This window comes from Geomonas sp. Red276 (assembly GCF_054784495.1).
Genome location: NZ_BLXW01000012.1, coordinates 18,651 through 34,187 on the forward strand (window position 1 = coordinate 18,651; position 15,537 = coordinate 34,187).

Consider the following 15,537-nt stretch of genomic DNA (forward strand, 5'->3'; position numbering starts at 1 on the left):
AGGGCACGCCGCGAGCAAAAAGAAGAAAGGAGCGTGCAATGAAAAAATCTTCGATCGTATCGGCTCTGGTTTTAATCATGGCAGCCCTGACGTTATCCGGCTGCATTTGGCCCTATTGGGGCTACGAGGGTGGTGGCGGGCGTGGCGGAGGGTACCATGACGAGGGGCATCACGATGGGGGGCATCGCGATGGGGGCGGGCGCCGCTAGCTTGACAGCATGCCGGCTTCCCTCACCTCGACCGCAGCCGGCAACCCAATTCACCAGGCAGCAACAATGACCGAGGGGCGTCTATGTACCGGTGGCTTTTGTCCGCATGCTGGCTGTTGCTGTTCCCACTCCCAGGACTGGCGGCCGACGGCGGCTACGGGTACCCGATCCCGGGTGCCTACGAAGTCACCATCCTGGGAACTCCGGCCTCCCTCGTCCCCCCCCTGCCCACCAAGGTGCGCAGCAGGCAACTCGTGCTCGAGGTGCTGCCGGACCGGCGGAAACCTCCGGTTTTCTACTACGACCGGGGAGTGCGCTGCACCTTCGCCTACCAAAACAAGAAGGCGCCCCTGGTGTTCCTGATCGCCGGTGCCGGCGCCGGCGACCGGGCGGGAAAGCTTTTGACCATGATGAAAGCGCTCTACCAGGCGGGCTTCCACGTCGTCACGCTGCCGTCCCCCTCCCACGCGAATTTCATCATCTCCGCCTCGCAAAGCTGCGTTCCCGGAGACCCGGCCGAGGACGCGGCGGACCTCTACCGGGTGATGGCGGCCGTCTGGCGCGAGATCTCCGGCAGCATCGAGGTCTCCTCCTTTCTGCTGGGCGGGTACAGCCTGGGTGGCACCCAGGCCGCCTTCGTGGCCAAACTCGACGAGGAGCGCCGGCTCTTCAACTTCCGCAGGGTCCTCATGATCAACCCGGCGGTCAGCCTCTACAGTTCGGTGGGCAGGATAGAGGAGATGCTGAGGCAGATCCCCGGCGGGGGGAAGAAGCAGGGGATCTTCTTCAACAGGATGCTTTCCCGCCTTAGCGAATTCTACGGCTACGGCAATTTCGTCGCCATCAACGACGATTTCCTCTATTCCATCTACGCGGAAAAGCTCTTCTCACAGGAGGAAACCGCCGGGCTGATCGGCCTTACCTTCCGCATCAACCTCGCCGGTATGATCTTCGCCTCCGACGTGATGACCAACAGCGGGTACGTGGTTCCCAAGAACCGGGTGTTGCGGCCCACCGATTCCCTGGTCGACTATTTCCTGGTCTCCACCCACCTTAGCTACTTCGACTACTTCAATGAGTACTTTTACCCCTTCTTTCAGAAGAGTCGGCCGGGACTGAGAAGGCAGGCGTTCATCGATTCCCTGAGCCTAAAGAGCATAGAGGGATACCTGAAGTCCTCCACAAAATTCGGCGTGATGACCAACGAAAACGATTTCATCCTGACCAAGGGGGAACTCGACTACCTGCGAGCGCTGTTCGGGGAGCGGATCAAGGTCTACCCGCGCGGCGGGCATCTCGGCAACCTGGAATACCGGGAGAATCTCGCCTATATGATCGCCTTCTTCCAGGATAAGGAGCTGTCGCCATGACTACCTTCTGCCTTCGCCCGATACTCTGGCTGGCGCTCGCGCTCTTCCTGGGCGGTTGCGCCACGGCCCGGCGGGACAGCCGGGCGGAGGTGCAACCGCGGCACACGATAGAGGAGTTCCGGGACCAGCGCTTCGCCGAGGTGGCGGACCCGTGGGAGCGTTTCAACCTGCGGATGTAGCAGAGTTTCCGCTATTTCGAGAGCGGCTACCCCTTCGAGTACTACATGGTCCGTTTCCTCTACCACGAAAAGCGCGAGATAGAGACCGGCCGGGCGGAATAGCAGCGCCGGCGCGCGGCATGGCGTCCGGGAGCTTTAGAACCGGTAGCCTATCCCCCCCAGGAAAATGTCGGTGTCGCGGTCGTAGCTGGTGATCACCCGGTCGAAGGTGGCGCGGAAGACGAAGCGCTCGCTTAACCTAAGGCTCCCCGAGATCGAGGCGATCTTGGAGACGAAGGCGTTACGCCCCCCTGCGCTGCCGCCTCTGCGCTCGTCGATGGCGAAGTACCCCCCGAAGCCCGCTCCCAGGGAGATGGCGTCGTCCAGGAAGCGTTTGTCCAGCCAGAGCTGGGCGGTGAGGCCGTAGCGGTCTATCAGGTCGCTTTTCCCCTCGTAGAGGGCGCCGGCCGTCACCTCGAGATAGCGCCAGACGCCGCGCCGGTATTCGAGTTGGACGGCGGCCGATTTGCCGGGGCCGGAGATGTTTACCACCGTTTCGCCCCCCAGCAGGGTCAGTTCGTTGTCGGTGGTGTTTTCGCTCTGGTGGGTCCCTTTCACGTCCGGTCCCGGAACGGGCGGGGCGTCGAGCTGGTACCCCAGGCCCGCCAGGACCGACAGGGTGTCGAAGCTCTTGTCCCCCCTGATCCAGTACCCCTGCAACTGGTAGAAGAGACGGTGTTCGGTGTACCAGGTGGCGGCCAGGCTGGTGATGGTTCCCCAGCCGTGATAGTCGCGGGAGGGCGCACCTTCGATCTTGATGGTGTCGAAATAGAACAGGGGGCCCACGCCGACCCCGAGCGAGAGTCGTTTGCCCACCAGGTTGGTCCTTCCCCAAAGGCTCGCGGCATAGCCGTCGCGGTGGTGCTCGATGAAGTGCCCCTGGTTGACGTAGGAGAGGCTGTACGCGAGGTGATTGCCCAGCCCCTCCATGTACTGGGTCTGCCAGGCGTAGGTTTTCTCCCGCGGTTTATCGGTCCACCCGTATCCTCCGAGAAGGGCTATTTCCCCTGCAAAGGCCGGCCAGGCAACCAGAACTGAAACGATGGCAAGGGTGGCAGCACGCATGTCGGTTTCCTCCGCTGGTGCCCGGTGCATCCCAGCGGGAGACCCGGGCGCACTCTTACCGCCCCCGTCCTTCATCCCGATGCTGCTCTTGTCCCTGTCCGCCGTGACCCCGCTCCGGCGCCTCCCCGGCACCCCGCTGCTGGTGCGGCGCGGCTTGCGGTGCATGCTGTTGGTGCTGCGCCGGGGCCGGCTGCGCTCTCTGCACCGGGGCCGGCTGCACTTGCTGCCGGGGCTGGGATGGGACCGGTGCCGGCCGCTGCCCTGGCTCGTTCCCGCGACGCTGGGGCTGGGAAGCAGGGGAGGGCGCGGTACCCTGGCGCTGTTGGGCTGGGGGCTGTTTTTGCTGTCTGGCGGGGTGAGTTTGCGGCGTTTGCCGCCGGTTATCCCGCTGCGGAGCCCCGGCCCGCGGAGTTTCCGGTTTCGCCGCCCGGGATCCCGGCGGTTTCTGGTCCACCTGTTTGAGATGTTCACGGACCACCTTGTCGCGGGGCTGGTACCGGTACTGCTGTCTACGCAGCGTTTTTTGCTGCTCCGGCTTAGGATACGCGGCTCCGGCGTAGCGGCGCTGGTAGACCGGAAGCGGCGCGCGGGCGGGTGCCGAGCCCCGTTTCCAGCGGTCCCAGCCGCTGCGCCGCTGTTCCCAGCCACGGCCCCAGTGCTCGCCCCAGCGGGGGGGCGCGTTCCGTTGCCACCCGCCAAAGTACGCAGGGGGCCGGCGGTAATAGCCCACCGGGATACGGAGCACGAAAAGCGGTACCACGGCCGGGTCTACGTATCCCCAGGGGCCGTTGTACCAGGAGCTGGCGTACCAGTTGTCGTTCCAGTAGACCCAGTACAGGCCATCGTAGAAGAAATAGTTCCCGTCCACCCGGGGGGCGTAGTAGACGGGATAGCCCGGTACCGGTGCCAGTTCCGGGAACAGCGGGAGGTTGATCCCGATGCTCACGCTGGGGAGGCTGATGCCGATGCTTATCCCGGCCGGGGCCGAGGTTGCTAGACAGAGCAGCAATCCAAGCGCCATGAATCCGTGACGAGCCTTACGCATAGGTAACTCCTTGTCCGCCGATGGGCTTCGGCGCTGGTAGCGCAGCCGGGGGGACCGGCAACGGAGGCGCTACAACTAGCATGCCAAGAGAGTGGTGCGGGTTCCGTCCCCCCGGGGGCTTCGCCTGAAACGAAGCCGTGGCTAAACGCCCGCCATATGTGACGGTTACGTCATCAATGACGGTTTTCCCGGCGGATTTCCGCCTCGCCGGATCGGATTTCTTTTTAATTGGCGGCTACACATGGGAGCTGTTGCCCCCGAGTTCCTGCCCGCCTCTTTCGGCACGTGCCTTGCTGTTCAATAGGGGGAAACGAGACAGTTACGCGCCAGGTTGCCCGAACCGGACGCCGAAGGTGGCCTTCCGGACGGTCATTGCCGGGGAAAGGCCGTTGCCCGAACGCCACAGAGAGGGTGCGCCATGGAAATCATCGATTGCAGCAGAGAGAGGTCTGCGCCTGCCGATGCGGCACGCGAACGGGCGGATGGGGAGCGGAGCAACCAAAAAGGGGGGGGGGAGCCTGAGGTCAGCAGGCTCCTGGACGAGCTGTCCCGGGCGAACCTGCATCTCCGGGAGCAGATCGACGAGCACAGGAGGGCGGAGGGGTCGCTGCGGAGCGCCTATGCGGACCTCAAGGCCGTAAAGGGGCGCCTGCTCGCCGACAATCTCCTGCTGCAGCAGGAGATAGCACAGTCGCACAACTTCTACGAGCTGATAGGGGGGGGAAGCGCCATGGCGGCGGTCATGGCCGGGATCGAGCAGGTAGCTGCGCTGCAGGCGCCCGTCTTGTTGCGCGGCGAGGCGGGGACCGGCAAGGGATTGGCGGCACGCGCCATTCATGGCAAAAGCGCCCGCTGGAATCGCCCACTGGTTGTGGTAGACCTGGCAACCATGCCGGCCAACCTGGTGGAAAGCGAGCTTTTCGGTTGGGAGTCGGGGGGGTGGGCCTGCCCCGGGAGCACGGAGATCGGACGCCTGGAGATGGCGGACGCGGGCACCGTCTTGCTGGAGGCGATCGAGGAGCTCTCATGGGAACAGCAGGGGAAGCTGCTCCGGCTGCTAAAGGACGGGGAACTGGAGCGGCTGGGGGGGACGGCGGCCCTCAAGGTCGACGTGCGGGTCATCGCCGCGAGTTCCCGGGACCTGGAGCAGGAGGTCCGGCTCGGAAGGTTCCGGGAGGAGCTTCTCAGCCGGCTGGCGATCTTCTCCCTCACCCTCCCGCCGCTTAGGGAGCGCACGGAAGACATCCCGCTGCTGGTCGAGCATTTCCTCGCCAAATACACCAAATACTCCGGCGGCAAGGTCGCTACCGTTCCCGATGCCACCCTGAACGCGCTCAAGAAGTGCCCTTGGAGCGGCAACGTCCGGGAGCTGGAGAGGGCCGTCGAGCTGGCACTCATCACCAGCCAAGGGGGCGAGCTGCGCTTTCCTTTTCTGCCGGGCGGCGCGGCAGGGTCAGGTGGGGGGGGGACGCGGGAAGAGATCGACACCCTGGCCGAAATGGAACGCTACCATATCCTCCGCGTGCTGCAGATTACCGGCTGGCGCATCGAGGGGGATGAAGGGGCCTCCGGTGTCCTGGGGGTAAACCCCGGCACGCTCAGGGCCCGGATGCGCAAATACGGCATCCGGAGGCCGTGCATGGGCGACCGGTAAGCTCCGGTGCCCGCACGAATGGCCGTCGTATTCGGCAGAAGTGCGAAATGTGACGTGGACGATACACCGTCCATGCCACGGGAGCTCGTGATGGACCGGCCCGGCGATGCGGCAAAGATACCAGCGGTGCCGCCAGCCAAGAGAGGGGATGACCTTATGGACGTTTTCGATTGTGCCATCAAGATGGAAAAGGAAGCCAGGGGGTACTACCTGGAACTGGCGTCCAACGCCGCCAATGAGGAGCTGAAGAATCTGTTCTCCATGCTGGCGCAGGCCGAGCAGGAGCATCACGACGCCTTGGTGCGGGTGAAGGGGAGCCACGCCGCCCCCCATAAGCTCCGGTTCACGGCGTTGGACCAGGCGGAGTGCCTCTTCAAACCGCTCCTGGAAAAGCGCGGCCTGGTCGCCCAGCTGCATAGCGACCCCGATGCCTACCGGTTGGTGGTGGGGCAGGAGGAGAGGGGGGTGCGGTTCTACGAGGAACTGGCCGCCCGGACCGAGGACGAGGACGCCCGCCAGGTGCTGCTCGAAATAGCGCGGGAGGAGCGCAAGCACCTGAGCATCGTGGAGAACATCTACGCCTTCGTCGAGTCGCCCAAGACCTTCCTGGCCTGGGGGGAGTTCAGTAACCTCAAGGAGTACTGAGGGGGGGGGCATGGCGCGCAACGTCAAAGCCAAGCAGGCGCAGCCCGCGGCCGAAACGGAGGAAAGCGCGCTTGCGCGGTCGCTCAGGCTTTCCGAGCTCCGTTATCGAAGGCTCTTCGAGGCCGCGCAGGACGGCATCCTGCTCAAGGAAAGCAAGTTGATCGAGACCGAATGGGCCGTCATGAAAAAGCACCCGGTATTCGCCTACGAGATGCTCGCCCCTATCCGCTACCTCCGATCCGCGCTCGACATCCCCTGTTCGCACCATGAGAAGTGGGACGGGTCCGGCTACCCGCTCGGCCTGAAGGGGGAGCAGATCCCGCTGTCGGCACGGATCTTTGCGGTGGTTGACGTCTGGGATGCACTGAGGAGCGACCGGCACTACCGCCGCTCCTGGCCGTTGAAGAAGGTGCGCGAACACCTGCGCACGCTGGCGGGAACCCACTTCGATCCCCACGTCGTGAAGGTGTGCCTCGCTTCGGATATCCTGCGGGATTGAAAAAGGATGTGGCCGCCGGTTATGGAAAAAGCCGGAAGAGGTTTCCTAGCTGCGGACGATGCCAAATTTGCGCATGCGGGCGCGCAGGGTGCTGGCGTTGATCCCCAGCATCCCGGCCGCGCCGTTTTTCCCCTCGATGCGCCAGCCGGTTTTCTGCAGAACGCCCAGGATGTGATCGCGTTCCAGTTCGGCGAGGGCCTTGACCCCCTCCCTCCCTCCTTCAACATGCTGCACCGCCGACCCGGCGGCGCTCTCGGCCTTCGGGAGGCTGTCGAACGAGTCGGAAATCACCAGCGTGCTCCCGGGGCTGGTAATGACCGCGCGCTCTACGACGCTCTCCAACTCCCTCACGTTGCCGGGCCAGTGGTATTCCCGCAGTGCGTCCAGGGTCTCCCTGGCGACAGTGGCGATTTTCTTCCCCATCTTCTGGTTGAATTTGGCGAGAAAATGTTGGACCAGCAGCGGGATGTCCTCGGTGCGCTCTCTAAGCGGCGGCATGGTGATGGGGAAGACGTTCAGCCGGTAGTACAGGTCCTCGCGGAACCTCCCATCCCGAACCTCCTGTTTCAGATTCCGGTTGCTGGCGGCGATGATGCGGACGTCGGTCTTCAGGGTGCGGTTGCCCCCCAGCCGCTCGAACTCCCCGTCCTGGAGGACCCGCAGCAGTTTGCATTGCAGCGCCAGCGGCAGTTCGCCGATCTCGTCGAGGAAGACGGTGGAGCCGTCGGCCAACTCGAACCGTCCAACCTGGCGGGCGAAAGCCCCGGTGAAGGCCCCCTTTTCCCTGCCGAAGAGTTCGCTTTCCACCAGGGTCGCCGGCAGGGTAGTGCAATTGACCGTCATCATGGGACGTTCCCTGCGGGGGGAACTCGCGTGGATGGCCCGCGCCACTATTCCCTTCCCCGTGCCGGTCTCACCCATTAGGAGCACCGTCGCGTTCATGGGCGCCACCTGTTCGATCTGCTGCGTTACCCGGGCCAAGGCCTCGCTTTGGCCGACGATCTCCCCGGAGTTAAACTGCCGGCCGACCTCCTGCTGCAGGTAGATGTTCTCGGCCTGGAGCCGCTCCTTGAACCCCTTGATTTCCTGGTAGGCGTGCTGCAGCGACTGTTCCACCGCCTTGCGCTCCTCGATTTCCCGGGTGAGCAGGGCGTTTGCCTTGGCCAGTTCCTGGGTGCGCTCGTATACGGTCGTTTCCAGGGCCTGATGGGCCTTTTGCAGGTTCTCCTTGAGCCGCTTGGCCAGCGTGCCGTCGACCACCGAGCAGAGGATGCGGGGAACCCCCTCCTGGCCGCTTTGGCCGCCGATCGCTACGCTGCGCAGCAGGGCGTGAATGTCCGAGCCGTCTTTGCCGGTGAGCCTGATCTCGCACTGCTGCAGGGCCAGGTTTTGCGCGACGCCGGACAGGTAGCGGCCGAAAAATTCCCGCCCTTCGGCTCCGGCGATAAAGCGGGTGAAGGGGGCTCCCACCAGCAGCCGCCTCTCCAGCCCCAAAAGCTCCGCACCGGCCAGGTTCGCCTGCCGGATCACCCCCTGGGTGTCGAAGGTGAAGTAACCCACCGGGGCAAAGTCATAGAGCTCGGTAAAGTCGTTGCGGGAGATTTCAAGGTCCTGCTGAATGCGCCGAAGCTCATCGTTTTGCGTTTCCAGTTCGATCTGGTGGATTTCAAGCTGGCAGACAAGCCTGAGCATGCCCTCCTTTGTCATATCCTCCTTGGTGGCATCGGCGCCGTCACTCATACGCTTGGCTACCGGCCGTTTGGATTTTGCGGGGACAGTCAAAGGGGGCGGGGCTTTGTCGATAACCATTTGTGCTTCTCCTGTCGAGGCACCCGGTAACAGATTCGGGAATGCGCTTCAATCCAGATCTGCACCAATCCGGTCCTGAACCTTAAGGCTGCCAAATTGAAAACTTTTACTTTGATACTGAATTTATCACTGAATGATATTTCTGGCCATCGGAAAAAATGCAGGCCGTCACATTTGGCAGTTACGCCAAGCTTGACGGCGGTAACCGGCGGCTGCCGCCAAATACGACACGCCCCCTTTTTTTTGGGGGGGTGCAGATGCCGCCCCGTGCCACGCCGGACCGGCAAAATTGGCTCTGGCACGTTCGTTGCTGTCAAAACCCTTGCGGACCGACTGACCAAAGCTGGAGGGTGCATGCGCAAGACGCCCGGGGCCGCAAGGTCGCCCATCGCTGAAATGCTCGCCGTTTTTGCACTCCTGCGGCTTCTTACCGGTTTCGGCCGGTCAAGCCAGGCGGCGCCCCCGCCAGACCCGCCCGCCGCCTATCCCCAAGCGGTAGGCTCATCCCCGCCCGCCGCGCTTTCCCCCCCTGGAGACGCCCCCCCGTCCAACTGGCGCCGTGACCGGCTTGCGGAAACGGGAGCGGTAGCTGCCGCCGGCCCCGGCGCGGACCCGGCGCGGACCGAAACATCTGCGGGAACGGTCCACTCCTGGGAAACCGGGGCGGGCAAAAGTTATCTCATCCCGGCCCTTGAGGTGCCGGGCTTTCTGATCCTTCTGAACGCCTACGACCGGGTGGTCTATCCGAACCAGACCGAGGACGGGAAGAAGGTGTACAGCTCCACCTTCGCCACCACCTGGGATCACCTGCGAAAGCAGGAATGGGTGTTCGATAAGGACCCCTTCAACGTCAACCAGTTCGCCCATCCGTACCAGGGGGCCACCATGTACGGGCTGGCGCGCTCCTCCGGGCTGGGGTTTTGGGAGTCGCTCGCCTACAGCAACGTGGGGAGCTTCCTCTGGAAGATGGCCGGCGAGACCGACCGCCCCTCCATCAACGACATGATCACCACCGGCAACGCCGGGAGCCTTTTGGGCGAGGCGCTGTTCCGGATGGCGGGGCTGGTGCTGGAGGAGGGTGGCGGTGCCCACCCCGATACCATGCACGAGATCGGCGCCGCGATCATCTCCCCCCCTACCGCCTTCAACCGCTATGCCTTCGGCGAGCGTTTCAAGCCGGTATTTCCCAGCCGGAATCCGGCCACCGCCTGGCGATTCCAGGTGGGCTCCAGCTTCAACAGCGTTTCCCAGCTCAATGCGAACTTCGACTTCGCCATGTCCTACGGGCTCCCCGGCAAGCCCGGCTATACCTACCAGCGCCCCCTGGACTACTTCGACTTCGAGATCAGCGGGCAGGCCAGGGCCTCCAATCCCGTCAACGACGTCCTGCTGCGCGGCCTTCTGTACGGCAGGGATTACCACTCGGGTGACGACTACCGCGGCGTCTGGGGGCTCTACGGGAGCTACGACTACCTCTCACCCAGCGCCTTCCGCGTCTCGACGACGGCACTGTCGCTGGGGACCACCGGCCAGTACTGGGTTGGTCCCGCCATCGCGCTGCAGGGGTCGCTTCTGGGAGGGGTCGGCTTCGGCGCGGCGGGGGCGACTCCGGTAGCCTCGGGCGACCGTGACTACCACTACGGCGTCGACCCGCAGGCGCTATTGGCCCTGCGACTACTCTTCGGCGACCGGGCGGCGCTGGATCTGGAGACCCGCGGCTACTACGTGGTCGGCACGGGGCGCTTCATCAATACCAGCAATGCCTTGGACAACGACGGGGGGTCGGAGACCATCGTGCGCATCAAGAGCGGGTTCAACATCAGGGTCTACGGCCGCCACGGCCTCGGACTTCAGTTCGTCGAGTCGATCCGGGCATCGCAGTACGGCTCAGAGGTGAAAAGGCACCAAAGCGACGGCACCGTGAGCCTGGTCTACACCTTTACCGGGGATTCGCATTTCGGCGCGGTCGGCTGGCGCGAAGAGGAGAGGCGCTGATCCGGGGGGATTACTGAGAATTGCCAAAGGGGAATTGCGATGGGAAAAGGGAGGAAGCAGCCGGGAGGGATACCTCCGGCAGACGCCAAGCGGCGAACCTTGGCGGAAGGGAGATTGGACTCCGAGGAAGGCGTCTTCCCGCCGTCTCAGGAACCGGAGGATCCGCGCAGACTCCTCCATGAACTGCGGGTTCATCAGGTCGAGCTGGAGATGCAGAACGAGGAGCTGCGGCAGACCAGGGACGAGGCACAGACGCTTTTACAGAAGTACACCGACCTCTACGAATTTGCCCCGGTAGGCTACCTGACGCTCGATGCGACGGGGAACATCCAAAGCGTCAACCTCGCCGGAACGAACCTCCTCGGCTGGGAGCGCTCCCGGATCATCGGCCTGCGCTTTAAACATCTGGTCCACGAGATTGCGCGCCCCGTGTTCGAATGCTTCCTGGCCAAGGCATTCGCGAGCCGTGTCAAGGAGATGATCGAACTTGAGATCCAGGGAGCGGGGCGATCCCCATTTTGGGCACACGTCGAGGCCTCGGTGGAGGCCGGCGGGGAGAGGTGCCTGCTGGCCCTGTTCGACATCACTGAACGCAAGATGAGGGAGTCGCTGATTTACGCCAGCGAGGCCCATTACCGCCTGCTGACCGAGGACGTTGACGACGTGGCCTGGAAACTGGACAGCGACTGCCGGTTCACCTATATCAGCCCGGCGGACGAGCGGTTGCGCGGATACCCGGCCGGCGAGGTGATCGGAACCACGATCTTCGAGGTGACCAACCAGGCGGGACAGGCGGCGGTCCAGGAGATGATCGGCCGTCGGCAGGAGGAGGAACGTTTCGCCCCCCGGACCGGGTCCTTCACCCTCGAACTGCCTCAGCTTTGCCAAGACGGCAGGTTGATCTCGACCGAAATGGTCTGGGTGCCGGAACATGACCCGCGTGGCATCATCATAGGCTATCACGGCATTACCCGTGATATTTCGGAGAGGAAGCAGTCGGCAAGACGCGAAATGCAACTGCTTCACGCGCAGAAACTGGAGAGCCTGGGTGTGCTGGCAGGCGGCATCGCCCATGACTTCAACAACATCCTGATGGCGATCTTCGGCAATACGGACCTGGCCCTTTTGGAGGTCAAGGAGGATTCACGGGTCTCGTTGTATCTGCATAGGATCAAGCAGGCCGCGGCCCGTGCCGCGGAACTGGCCAAGCAGATGCTGGACTATTCGGGGAGGGGTAAATTCGTCCTCCAGAAACTCGACCTGAACCGGTTGCTGAAAAATTTGGAGCCCCTGCTCAAGGCCTCCATCTCCAAGAAAGCCGCCTTGAGGCTCGACCTGCACGACCCCTTGCCGCTGGTGGAGATCGACGCCGCGCAGATGAATCAGGCCGTCACAAACCTGGTGATGAACGCCTCGGAGGCGCTTGACAACGGGGCCGGCGCGATCATCATCACCACGGGGACGGCGCAGGGGAGCCATGCCAACCATGGGGTCATCTGGCACCGGGATACCCCCGGCAAGGGGGAGTATGTCTACCTGGAGGTGACCGATACCGGCTGCGGTATCGACCAGAAGGCCATGGACAAACTGTTCGATCCCTTTTTCAGCACCAAATTCACCGGCCGCGGCTTGGGGCTGGCTGCGGTGCACGGTATCGTCAAAGGGCACCGGGGGGGGATGGAGGTCTCAAGTGAACCAGGGAACGGGGCGAGCTTCAGGATAATGCTCCCTGCCGCTGGAAATACCGGCAAACAGACGCATCCGGAAGAGCCGCACCGAGCGGGGCAGGCTGAGATGTGGCGGACGGAAGGTACCGTCTTGCTGGTCGACGACGAGGAGTCCGTACTTTCCACTGGAAGCGACATGCTGAGGACACTCGGCTTTACTCCGGTCACCGCCAAGGACGGAGTGGAGGCGATCGGTGTCTTCAAGAAGACACCGGGCATCGCCCTGGTGATCCTCGATCTGACCATGCCGCACATGGACGGCGCGCAGTGCTTCCTTGAGCTGCGAAAACTCGACCCCGATGTCAAAGTGATCGTCTCCAGCGGTTACCACAAGCAGGATGTCATCGGGAATTTCGCCGGCGAGGGATTGTCCGGCTTCATCCAGAAACCCTACCAGCTGTCGTCGCTGGCCGCCGTGATCAAGGAAGTCATCGCGAGCCGGCTTCCCCCCAAAGCCTCACACCCTGCCTCCTCCGGCAAGTAGGGGCGCCTTCGTTGCCGGCAAAAGAGTGATGTCAAGAGGGGACCTTTTCCTGAGGTTTTCAGGTGAATCCTGGAATTTATGACAGTGGCCGAAAAATTGGTTGACACCCGAGCTGGTGGCGGCTATATTGACATCCACTTTCAACTTGGAGCCCTCATGAAACGAGCCAAGAAAAAGATCTTCGCTGACTTCATCGCACAGCGCGGGCTCAAGTCGACCAAGCAGCGGGATATCATCCTCGACAGCTTCCTCTCCAGCGACCGCCACCTGAGCATCGAAGAGCTCTACCTCAAACTGCGGGCCAAGCACTCCAACATCGGGTATGCCACCGTCTACCGGACGTTGAAGCTTTTCGCCGAGGCCGGCATCGCACGCGAGATGCAGTTCGGCGACGGCCAGACCCGCTACGAGCACGTGGGGGAGGGGGAGCACCACGACCACCTGGTCTGCACCAGGTGCGGCAACATCGAGGAGTTCGAGAACGAGACCATCGAAAAGCTCCAGGCCGAAATCGCCGCCAGCCGCGGCTTTTTGATCGAACGGCACCGGTTGGAGTTGTACGGGTTGTGCGTAAACTGCAGGAAGTGATCCTCCGGTTTTCCCAGGTCCATCTCCCAAGCCCCAATCCCCATCACCGACCTTCCGCCGACCGAACGTGGTGCGGCAAGCGCCGGGATTTTTTGTGAGAGACCGATGAAAGTGATTTTCATTGGCATAATAAGCAGGTTCTCACCTGCCGGCAAGACAAACAAGCAGAGGGGTCGTCGCAATCATGGCTTTATTCAAGAAAAAAGGTTCCTGTCACGAAACTCCTTCCGTCGCCTCCAGCGGTGCCCGTAAGGTCGCCCTGGTCGGCAACCCCAACGTCGGCAAAAGCGTTCTCTTCAATGCCCTGACCGGCGCCTACGTGACGGTTTCCAACTATCCCGGCACCTCGGTGGAGGTGAGCCGCGGCAATACGGTCGTCAACGGCGAGCAGTTCGAAATCATCGACACCCCGGGGATGTACTCGGTGCTCCCCATCACCGAAGAGGAGAGGGTGGCCCGGGAGATCCTCCTCAACGAGCGCCCCTACCTGGTGCTCCACGTGCTCGACGCCCGCAACCTGGAGCGGATGCTCCCCATGACCCTGCAGCTCATCGAGGCCGAGCTCCCGGTGGTGCTGGTGGTCAACATCATGGACGAGGCCGCCCGCATGGGGCTCGAGATCGACATCGCGCTCCTCTCCGAGCGGCTCGGCATCCCGGTCATCGGGGCGGCCACCGCCAAGAAGGTCGGTCTCCCCGAGATCCGGGAGGCGGTCTCCAAGGGGAGCGCCGCGGCTGTCTGCCGCTTCAGCTACTCGAAGTCGCTGGAGGGGGACCTCGCCCAGATCTCCGGGCTTTTGAAGGGGGAGTACATGCTCTCCAGTAAGGCGATCTCCATCCTGCTTTTGCAGGGGGACAAGGAGGTGGCCGAGCTGGTGCGGGTGGCGGAGGGGGAGGGCTATCCCGCGATCGATGCGGTCGTGAAGGAGAAGCGCTTCGAGCGGAGGGAATCGCTCCATCTCGACCTCTCCATGGAGAGAAAAAGGGTGGTGAAGGGGGTGCTCGACGGGGCCTTCAAGGCACCGGCCAAACGGGTGGTGACCCTGGCCGAGAAGATCTCGCGGCTCACCGTGCGCCCGGCCACCGGGGTCCCCCTCCTGCTGCTCGTCCTCTACTTCGGCCTGTACAAGTTCGTGGGGGACTTCGGGGCAGGCACCCTGGTGGACCTCCTCGAGGAGAAGGGTTTCAAGGAGTTCTTCAACCCGTGGATCACCGGGGTCGTCAGGCATTTCGTCCCCTGGGAGATGATCCAGGAACTCTTCATCGGCGAGTACGGGATCATCACGCTGGGCATCCGCTACGCGGTCGGCATCATCCTCCCCATCGTGGCCACCTTCTTCCTCTTCTTCTCCATGCTCGAGGATAGCGGCTATTTCCCGCGGCTGGCCCTCTTGGTCGACCGCCTCTTCAAGACCCTCGGGCTCACCGGCCGCGCCGTCATCCCGATGGTGCTCGGTTTCGGCTGCGACACCATGGCCACCATGGTGACCAGGACCCTGGAGACCGTGCGGGAGCGGGTGATCGCCACCTTGCTCCTGGCCCTCGCCATCCCCTGCTCGGCGCAGTTAGGCGTCATCCTGGCCCTCCTCTCCAAGGCGCCGGGGGCGCTCCTCGTCTGGGCCGTCTGCCTCCTCGTCATCTTCCTCTTCATAGGTCTTCTGGCCGCCAAGGTCCTCCCGGGCGAGACCCCCATGTTCTACATGGAGATCCCCCCCATGCGGCTTCCCCAGCTCTCCAACGTGCTGACCAAGACCTACACGAGGATGCAGTGGTACTTCATGGAGATCCTCCCGCTCTTCATCCTGGCCTCGGTGCTCTTGTGGCTTGGCAAGATCACCAACTTCTTCGAGACCATGGTGAGGGGCTTGAGCCCGGTGATGGCCGCCCTGGGGCTCCCCAAGGAGGTCGCGGTCGCCTTCATCTTCGGCTTCTTCCGCCGCGACTACGGCGCCGCCGGCCTCTACGACCTGCAAAGCCACGGCCTTCTCAACCCGCGGCAGCTGACGGTCGCCGCGGTCACCCTGACCCTCTTCATCCCCTGCGTGGCGCAGTTTCTCATCATGAAGAAAGAGCGCGGCTGGAAGACGGCCATCGCCATCGGCCTCTTCGTCTCCACCCTGGCCTTTGGCAGCGGCTGGATGCTGAACCGCTTCCTCCTTTTCACCTCGATCCTGTAGGGGACGCACGTTCATTAGCAATTGGCACCGCACGTTGTAAACTTTAGCGGTAA

General features: G+C 63.2%; 12 protein-coding genes. 9 read left to right on the forward strand and 3 right to left on the reverse strand.

What is annotated here, in order from left to right:
• The first annotated feature begins 292 nt into the window (after window positions 1-292).
• Together ACYVL5_RS10200 and ACYVL5_RS10205 are read left to right on the forward strand one after the other, a co-directional pair.
• Window positions 293-1,579, forward strand: coding sequence for an alpha/beta hydrolase (locus ACYVL5_RS10200; protein WP_460595462.1), 1,287 nt, complete (start codon window positions 293-295; stop codon window positions 1,577-1,579).
• Window positions 1,576-1,758 (forward strand): hypothetical protein, encoded by a 183-nt coding sequence (locus ACYVL5_RS10205; protein WP_460595463.1) that lies wholly within the window; start codon window positions 1,576-1,578, stop codon window positions 1,756-1,758. Before ACYVL5_RS10200 ends, ACYVL5_RS10205 begins: the two co-directional genes overlap by 4 nt.
• A 135-nt stretch (window positions 1,759-1,893) precedes the next feature.
• Here ACYVL5_RS10205 and ACYVL5_RS10210 read toward each other — a convergent pair whose 3' ends face one another.
• Together ACYVL5_RS10210 and ACYVL5_RS10215 are read right to left on the reverse strand one after the other, a co-directional pair.
• The gene (locus tag ACYVL5_RS10210; RefSeq protein WP_460595464.1) at window positions 1,894-2,862 is read right to left on the reverse strand and encodes a hypothetical protein; all 969 of its coding nucleotides are present in this window, start codon (window positions 2,860-2,862) and stop codon (window positions 1,894-1,896) included.
• A 55-nt stretch (window positions 2,863-2,917) separates the two neighbouring features.
• Window positions 2,918-3,907: a hypothetical protein gene (locus ACYVL5_RS10215; RefSeq protein ID WP_460595465.1), complete on the reverse strand. Its 990-nt coding sequence runs from the start codon at window positions 3,905-3,907 to the stop codon at window positions 2,918-2,920.
• 418 nt (window positions 3,908-4,325) lie between these two features.
• On the opposite strand from ACYVL5_RS10215, the gene ACYVL5_RS10220 reads away from it, so the two are divergent.
• From ACYVL5_RS10220 to ACYVL5_RS10230, 3 genes are all read left to right on the forward strand, one after another.
• A complete protein-coding gene (locus tag ACYVL5_RS10220; protein WP_460595466.1) occupies window positions 4,326-5,561 on the forward strand; it encodes a transcriptional regulator in 1,236 nt (411 codons plus the stop codon).
• A gap of 156 nt (window positions 5,562-5,717) precedes the next feature.
• The gene (locus ACYVL5_RS10225; protein WP_460595467.1) at window positions 5,718-6,206 is read left to right on the forward strand and encodes a ferritin-like domain-containing protein; all 489 of its coding nucleotides are present in this window, start codon (window positions 5,718-5,720) and stop codon (window positions 6,204-6,206) included.
• Window positions 6,207-6,216: 10 nt separating this feature from the next.
• Entirely contained in the window at window positions 6,217-6,705 is a 489-nt protein-coding gene (locus tag ACYVL5_RS10230) for an HD-GYP domain-containing protein (RefSeq protein ID WP_460595468.1), read from the forward strand.
• Window positions 6,706-6,750: 45 nt separating this feature from the next.
• Here the strand turns inward: ACYVL5_RS10230 and ACYVL5_RS10235 are convergent, their stop codons facing one another.
• Window positions 6,751-8,412: a sigma 54-interacting transcriptional regulator gene (locus tag ACYVL5_RS10235; RefSeq protein WP_460595469.1), complete on the reverse strand. Its 1,662-nt coding sequence runs from the start codon at window positions 8,410-8,412 to the stop codon at window positions 6,751-6,753.
• 456 nt (window positions 8,413-8,868) lie between these two features.
• On the opposite strand from ACYVL5_RS10235, the gene ACYVL5_RS10240 reads away from it, so the two are divergent.
• The 4 genes from ACYVL5_RS10240 (at window position 8,869) to feoB (ending at window position 15,484) form a co-directional block, all read left to right on the forward strand.
• Complete coding sequence (locus ACYVL5_RS10240; protein WP_460595470.1) at window positions 8,869-10,509, forward strand: DUF3943 domain-containing protein; 1,641 nt, start codon at window positions 8,869-8,871, stop codon at window positions 10,507-10,509.
• Window positions 10,510-10,548: 39 nt separating this feature from the next.
• Complete coding sequence (locus ACYVL5_RS10245) at window positions 10,549-12,720, forward strand: hybrid sensor histidine kinase/response regulator (RefSeq protein WP_460595471.1); 2,172 nt, start codon at window positions 10,549-10,551, stop codon at window positions 12,718-12,720.
• Window positions 12,721-12,876: 156 nt separating this feature from the next.
• The gene (locus tag ACYVL5_RS10250) at window positions 12,877-13,308 is read left to right on the forward strand and encodes a Fur family transcriptional regulator (RefSeq protein ID WP_460595472.1); all 432 of its coding nucleotides are present in this window, start codon (window positions 12,877-12,879) and stop codon (window positions 13,306-13,308) included.
• A gap of 184 nt (window positions 13,309-13,492) precedes the next feature.
• Window positions 13,493-15,484 carry a ferrous iron transport protein B gene (gene feoB / locus ACYVL5_RS10255; protein ID WP_460595473.1) on the forward strand — a complete coding sequence of 664 codons (1,992 nt, stop codon included), beginning with the start codon at window positions 13,493-13,495 and terminating at the stop codon, window positions 15,482-15,484.
• The last annotated feature ends 53 nt before the right edge of the window (window positions 15,485-15,537 follow it).

Excerpts from the sequence above, each read along its gene's own strand:
- ACYVL5_RS10200 (WP_460595462.1), top strand. The coding sequence starts at position 293 with ATGTACCGGTGGCTTTTGTCCGCATGCTGGCTGTTGCTGTTCCCACTC.
- ACYVL5_RS10205 (WP_460595463.1), top strand. The coding sequence starts at position 1,576 with ATGACTACCTTCTGCCTTCGCCCGATACTCTGGCTGGCGCTCGCGCTC.
- ACYVL5_RS10210 (WP_460595464.1), bottom strand. The coding sequence starts at position 2,862 with ATGCGTGCTGCCACCCTTGCCATCGTTTCAGTTCTGGTTGCCTGGCCG.
- ACYVL5_RS10215 (WP_460595465.1), bottom strand. The coding sequence starts at position 3,907 with ATGCGTAAGGCTCGTCACGGATTCATGGCGCTTGGATTGCTGCTCTGT.
- ACYVL5_RS10220 (WP_460595466.1), top strand. The coding sequence starts at position 4,326 with ATGGAAATCATCGATTGCAGCAGAGAGAGGTCTGCGCCTGCCGATGCG.
- ACYVL5_RS10225 (WP_460595467.1), top strand. The coding sequence starts at position 5,718 with ATGGACGTTTTCGATTGTGCCATCAAGATGGAAAAGGAAGCCAGGGGG.
- ACYVL5_RS10230 (WP_460595468.1), top strand. The coding sequence starts at position 6,217 with ATGGCGCGCAACGTCAAAGCCAAGCAGGCGCAGCCCGCGGCCGAAACG.
- ACYVL5_RS10235 (WP_460595469.1), bottom strand. The coding sequence starts at position 8,412 with ATGACAAAGGAGGGCATGCTCAGGCTTGTCTGCCAGCTTGAAATCCAC.
- ACYVL5_RS10240 (WP_460595470.1), top strand. The coding sequence starts at position 8,869 with ATGCGCAAGACGCCCGGGGCCGCAAGGTCGCCCATCGCTGAAATGCTC.
- ACYVL5_RS10245 (WP_460595471.1), top strand. The coding sequence starts at position 10,549 with ATGGGAAAAGGGAGGAAGCAGCCGGGAGGGATACCTCCGGCAGACGCC.
- ACYVL5_RS10250 (WP_460595472.1), top strand. The coding sequence starts at position 12,877 with ATGAAACGAGCCAAGAAAAAGATCTTCGCTGACTTCATCGCACAGCGC.
- feoB (WP_460595473.1), top strand. The coding sequence starts at position 13,493 with ATGGCTTTATTCAAGAAAAAAGGTTCCTGTCACGAAACTCCTTCCGTC.